4 protein-coding genes are annotated in these 5,031 nt (G+C 73.4%); all 4 read left to right on the top strand.

Annotation, left to right across the window (positions count from 1 at the left end; translation table 11 throughout):
• Positions 1 to 642, top strand: a 642-nt coding sequence (locus IBX53_RS14520) for an ABC transporter ATP-binding protein (protein WP_290910617.1), incomplete at its 5' end; no start/stop codon positions are given.
• Complete coding sequence (locus tag IBX53_RS14515) at positions 629 to 1,312, top strand: TVP38/TMEM64 family protein (protein WP_290910614.1); 684 nt, start codon at positions 629 to 631, stop codon at positions 1,310 to 1,312. The genes IBX53_RS14520 and IBX53_RS14515, both read left to right, overlap by 14 nt.
• 19 nt (positions 1,313 to 1,331) lie before the next feature.
• A complete protein-coding gene (locus IBX53_RS14510; protein ID WP_290910611.1) occupies positions 1,332 to 3,857 on the top strand; it encodes an FtsX-like permease family protein in 2,526 nt (841 codons plus the stop codon).
• Positions 3,857 to 5,031: lipocalin-like domain-containing protein (locus IBX53_RS14505; RefSeq protein WP_290910609.1), on the top strand; the 1,175-nt coding region annotated here is incomplete at its 3' end. The genes IBX53_RS14510 and IBX53_RS14505, both read left to right, overlap by 1 nt.

Raw genomic sequence — 5,031 nt, 5'->3', positions numbered from 1 at the left:
CAGGGGCCGCTGACGGTGCTCGCCGGGGTCGACCTGGCGCTGGCCCCCGGCGAGAGCCTGGCGCTGATGGGCGAGTCGGGCAGCGGCAAGTCGACCCTGCTGCACCTGGCCGCAGGGCTCGACCTGCCCGATGCCGGCGAGGTCCGCCTGGGCGGCCGGGCGATCTCGTCGCTCAGCGAGCCCGAGCGGGCCCGGCTGCGCCGCGAGGCGGTGGGCCTGGTGTTCCAGCAGTTCCACCTGGTGCCGAGCCTCTCGGTGCTCGACAACCTGCGCCTGCAGGCGCGGCTGGCCGGCGTGGAGGATCCCGACTGGTCGGCGGAGCTTATCCGTCGGCTGGGCCTGGCGGGAATGGAGCGGCGCTACCCCGAGCAGCTCTCCGGCGGCCAGCAGCAGCGCTTGGCCATCGGCCGCGCCCTGGCCCCGCGCCCCGCCCTGCTGCTGGCCGATGAGCCCACCGGCAACCTGGACGAGGCCACCGCCGGCGAGGTGCTCGATCTGCTGCTCGGCCTGGTACGCCAGACCGGCAGCGCGCTGCTGATGGTGACTCACAGCCCCCAGGTGGCGGCCCCGCTGGATCGATGCCTGCGGCTGTCACAGGGCAAGGTAGCGATCATGGCGGAGTTCCCCGATGGCCCGAGGTAGCTGGCTCTTTCGCGGCGGCGTCCTGCTTGTCGTGGTGATCAACACGGGGCTGATCTGGCTGCTACTCAGGCAGCTGGGCATGCCCGACTCCCTGTCGCCGGGCGTCCTGTCTCAGTGGCTCAACGATCAAGGCCCCCTTGGCCCGCTGCTGCTGATGGCGCTGATGGTCATGGCGGTGATCGTGGGTCCCCTGCCCACCCTGCCCATTACCTCCGCCTCGGGAATGGCCTTCGGCGTCCTGCCCGGTTCCATGCTGGCAGCCACCGGGGCCCTGGCCGGGGCCATGATCGCCTTCCTGCTCGCCCGGCTGCTGGGGCGCGATCTGATACGCAAGCGGTTTCACGACAACCCGCTGTTCGGTGCCGAGGGCTCGCAGCGGCTACTGTTCATCATCGTGCTGCTCACCCGGCTGATTCCGATCTTCTCCTTCGCGCTGATCAGCTATGCCGCCGGCGTCACCGCCATCAGGGCGTGGCGCTTCGCCCTGGCCACCACCATCGGCATGCTGCCGATGACCCTGGTATTCGCGAGCCTGGGCCACACCTTCGAACTGCACCCGGCACTCACCATCACGGCGGCGATCACCATCCTCGCCGTCATGAGCCTGCTGCCCTGGTACCTGCGCCGCCACCGCCAGTCTCGCCTGGCGCGCTGGCTGCACCTCGACTGAACTCAGGGGCCCTGCCGTCATGCTCATCACCCTTGCCACCCTGCTCTCCCACTATCGGCGCCACCCCGGCCAACTGGCGATGCTGCTACTGGGCCTGTGGGTGGCCAGCGCCCTGTGGAGCGGCGTCCAGGCCATCAACGCCTCGGCCCGGGACAGCTATGCCCGGGCCGAGGCCCTCTTCTCCACCGGCCTGGACCGCCTGGAGCGCCGCAACGGCGAGGCGCTGAACCGGGACGACTTCCTGGCCCTGCGCCTGGCGGGGGTGCCGGTCTCGCCGCTGCTGGAGGGCACTCTTGAAGCAGCGGACGGCACCCGTCTGACGGTGATCGGCATCGACCCCCTCACCCTGCCCGGCGACAGCGGCCTCGCCACCGCCGGCAGCACCGGTGAACTCACCGGTTTCCTCTCGCCACCCTGGCAGACCCGGCTGGCGCCGGACCTCCTGGCTGCCTTCGGCCTGAGCGCGGGTGAGGCCGAAGGCGCCACCCCGGCCCTGGCCGACGGTCAGCGGCTACCGCCGCTGACCCTGGCCCCGTCGCTGCCGCCGGACACCCTGGTAATGGATATCGCCGCCGCCGCGGCCCTGCTGGAGAGCGGCGAGCGGATCACCCGGCTGGTGGCCGCACCGGGGGCGCTGGACGAGGCGCCGGCCGGGTTGACCCTGACCCGGGCCGACGTGCTGGTCTCTCCGGGCCAGCTCACCGAGAGCTTCCACCTCAACCTTACCGCCCTGGCCCTGCTGGCGCTGGTGGTGGGGCTGTTCATCGTCCAGGCGGCGTTGGGGCTGGCCCTGGAGCAGCGCCTGGGGATGCTGCGCACCCTGCGCGCCCTGGGGGTCTCCGGCCGTGCCCTGGTGGCGGCGCTGACGCTGGAGCTGCTGCTGCTCGGGCTGCTCGGTGCCCTGGCCGGTATCGCCGGTGGGCTGTGGCTGGCCCGGGTGCTGCTGCCCGACGTGGCGGCCACCCTGGGCAGCCTCTACGGCGCCGGGGTGGGCGCCGAGCTGCGCCTGCCCTGGCACTACTGGGCCGGCGGCGTGGCGGTCACCCTCGGCGGCCTGCTGCTGGCCGGCAGCGGCGTGCTGTGGCGGGCGGCGCGGCTCAGCGTGCTGGGGCTCGGGCAGGCCCAGGCCTGGCGCGCCGGCTTCCGGCGCCAGCTGACGCTGATGGCCACCGCCGGCGGCGTAGCGGCGCTCGTCGGCCTGGCGCTGTGGGCCTGGCTGTCGCGCCTGCCGCCGGGCGAGGGGCTGGTGGCCGGCTTCGCCCTGGTGGCGGCCCTGCTGCTGGCCAGCGCCCTGTGGCTGCCGCCGCTGCTGGGTGCCTCCCTGGCCGGCCTGACCCACCTGGCCCGGCGCCGCCCCCTGGCCCAGTGGGCTCTGGCCGACCTGCAGCTGCAGCTGCCACGGCTGTCGCTGGCCATGATGGCGCTGCTGGTGGCGCTCTCCGCCAATCTGGGGGTGAGCAGCATGGTGGGCGGCTTTCGCCTGACCTTCCTGGAGTGGCTGGACCAGCGCCTGGTGGCCGACCTCTACCTGCGCCCGCCGGCGGAGCAGTTCGCGGCGATCGACGACTGGCTGGCCGAGCGCCCGGAGGTGGTCGAGCGCCTCGCCACCCGGCGCAGCGAGACCCGCCTGCTGGCCATCGAATCCGGCGGCACAGGGGCAGGTGATGGAGAGGCAAGCCAGCCACGGGAGCGCCACCTGCCGGTGGGGCTCTACGGCATTACCCCCGGCGAGACCGTGATCTCGCACTGGCCGCTGGCCGCCACCCGGGATGGGCGCGAGTCGGCCTGGGCGGCATTTCGCGACGGCGCGGCCTTCATCAACGAGCAGCTGGCCGTGGCCGAGGGCATCGCCCCGGGGGACCGGCTGCGCCTGGAGACGCCGGGCGGCGAGGCCCGAATAAGCGTGGCGGCGATCTACCCGGACTACGGCAATCCTCGCGGCGAGGTGCTGCTGGCGGTGCCCCATCTGGCCGAGCGCTTCGGCGCACCGCCCGGCTCGCTGGGCATCGTGCTCACCGCAGGCGCCGACGGGGCGGCGCTGACCGAAGCACTCGCCGACGCCTTCGCCCTGGGCCGCGACAGTCTGCTGGACCAGCGCGAGGTGAAGCGCATCGCCACCGGCATCTTCGAGCGCACCTTCACCATCACCCGGGCGCTCAACGCCCTGACCCTGGGCGTGGCGGCCCTGGCGCTGCTGGCCAGCCTGCTCGCCCAGGCCGGGGAACGACGCCGGCGGCTGGCGCCGCTATGGGCGCTGGGGGTGCCCCGAGCGCGGCTGGGGCAGCTCCAGCTGGCCCAGCTCGGCGGCGCGGCGCTGGCGGTGGGCCTTGCGGCGATTCCACTCGGCATCGCCATCGCCTGGGGGCTGGTGGCGATCATCAACGTGGCGGCCTTCGGCTGGCGCCTGCCGTTGCACCTCTTTCCCGGCGAGATCCTGCTGACCCTGGCCACCGCCGTGGTCGTGGCCCTGGCCGCCGCGGCCCTGCCGGTGCTGCGCCTGTGGCGTGCCCCTCCGCGTGCTCTGCTGGCCGAGGAGGCTGCCTGATGCGCCCTTTCCTGCGCCCTCGGCTCGCCGCCCTGCTGCTGACTCCCCTTCTGGCCCTGGCCGGGTGCGGGGAGACACCGCCCGACGGTTCCGGGGCGGGGTTCGCCGGCCTGGGCGAGAGCGCCGAGGGCTATGCCCAGGCGCGTCCCGGCACGCCGCTGCGCTTTCCCGAGGATCACGGCGCCCATCCGGACTACCGCATCGAGTGGTGGTACCTGACCGCCAACCTGGAGGACGAGGCCGGCGAGGCGCTGGGCCTGCAGTGGACCCTGTTCCGCCAGGCGCTCTCTCCTCCGACCGAGACACCGCCGACCGAGTACCAGGCACCAGGCGTGTGGGTCGCCGACCAGCTATGGATGGCGCACCTGGCGGTCTCCCGGGGGGAGAAACACGCCGTGGCCGAGCGCTTCGCCCGCAGCCACGCCGCGGACCCGATCCATGGCAGAACCGGCCAGGCCGGCTCCGTGGCCCAGCCATTCCGTGCCTGGATCGACGACTGGACACTGGCGACCCGGGTGGAAGACCCCGACGCCGACACCTTCGAGCGCCTGACCCTGACCGCCTTCGACGGCGAGGACGAGGCGCGGGTCGGCTACCGGCTGGAGCTCACCGCCGAGGGCCCCCTGGTCCGCCACGGCGAGGCGGGCTTCAGCCAGAAGTCCGCCGACGGTCAGGGCTCGATGTACGTCAGCCAGCCCTTCTGGCAGGTGGAAGGCGAGGTGGTGCTCGAGGGCAGGACCCACCAGGTCAGCGGACAGGGCTGGCTCGACCGGGAGTGGAGCAGCCAGCTGCTGGGCCCCGAGCAGGCGGGCTGGGACTGGTTCTCGCTGCACCTGGACGACGGCCACCGGCTGATGGCCTTCCAGCTGCGCGGCGGCGGCGAGGCCGGCGGCGACTACCGCTCCGGCACCTGGATCTCGCCCGAGGGGGAGCCCCGCGCGCTGGCACCCGAGGAACTCATCCTCACCCCGCAGGCCACCTCGAGCGTGGCCGGCCGCGAGGTGCCCACCCGCTGGCGACTCGAGGTGCCCGCGGCGGGGCTCGACCTGGTCGTCGAGGCGCCCCACGCCGAACGCTGGATGGAGACCTCGGTACCCTACTGGGAGGGGGAGGTGATCGCCCGGGATCGCGACAGCGGCGAGCGCCTGGGGGCGGGTTACCTGGAGATGACGGG

The organism is Halomonas sp., from assembly GCF_014859505.1.
Classification (GTDB): domain Bacteria; phylum Pseudomonadota; class Gammaproteobacteria; order Pseudomonadales; family Halomonadaceae; genus Halomonas.
The sequence above is the reverse complement of the archived record's forward strand: the minus strand, read 5'-3'. Positions and strand labels throughout refer to the sequence as shown.

What these genes read in the sequence shown, in the direction of transcription:
- IBX53_RS14510 (WP_290910611.1), top strand. Translation starts at nt 1,332, where the DNA reads ATGCTCATCACCCTTGCCACCCTGCTCTCCCACTATCGGCGCCACCCC.
- IBX53_RS14515 (WP_290910614.1), top strand. Translation starts at nt 629, where the DNA reads ATGGCCCGAGGTAGCTGGCTCTTTCGCGGCGGCGTCCTGCTTGTCGTG.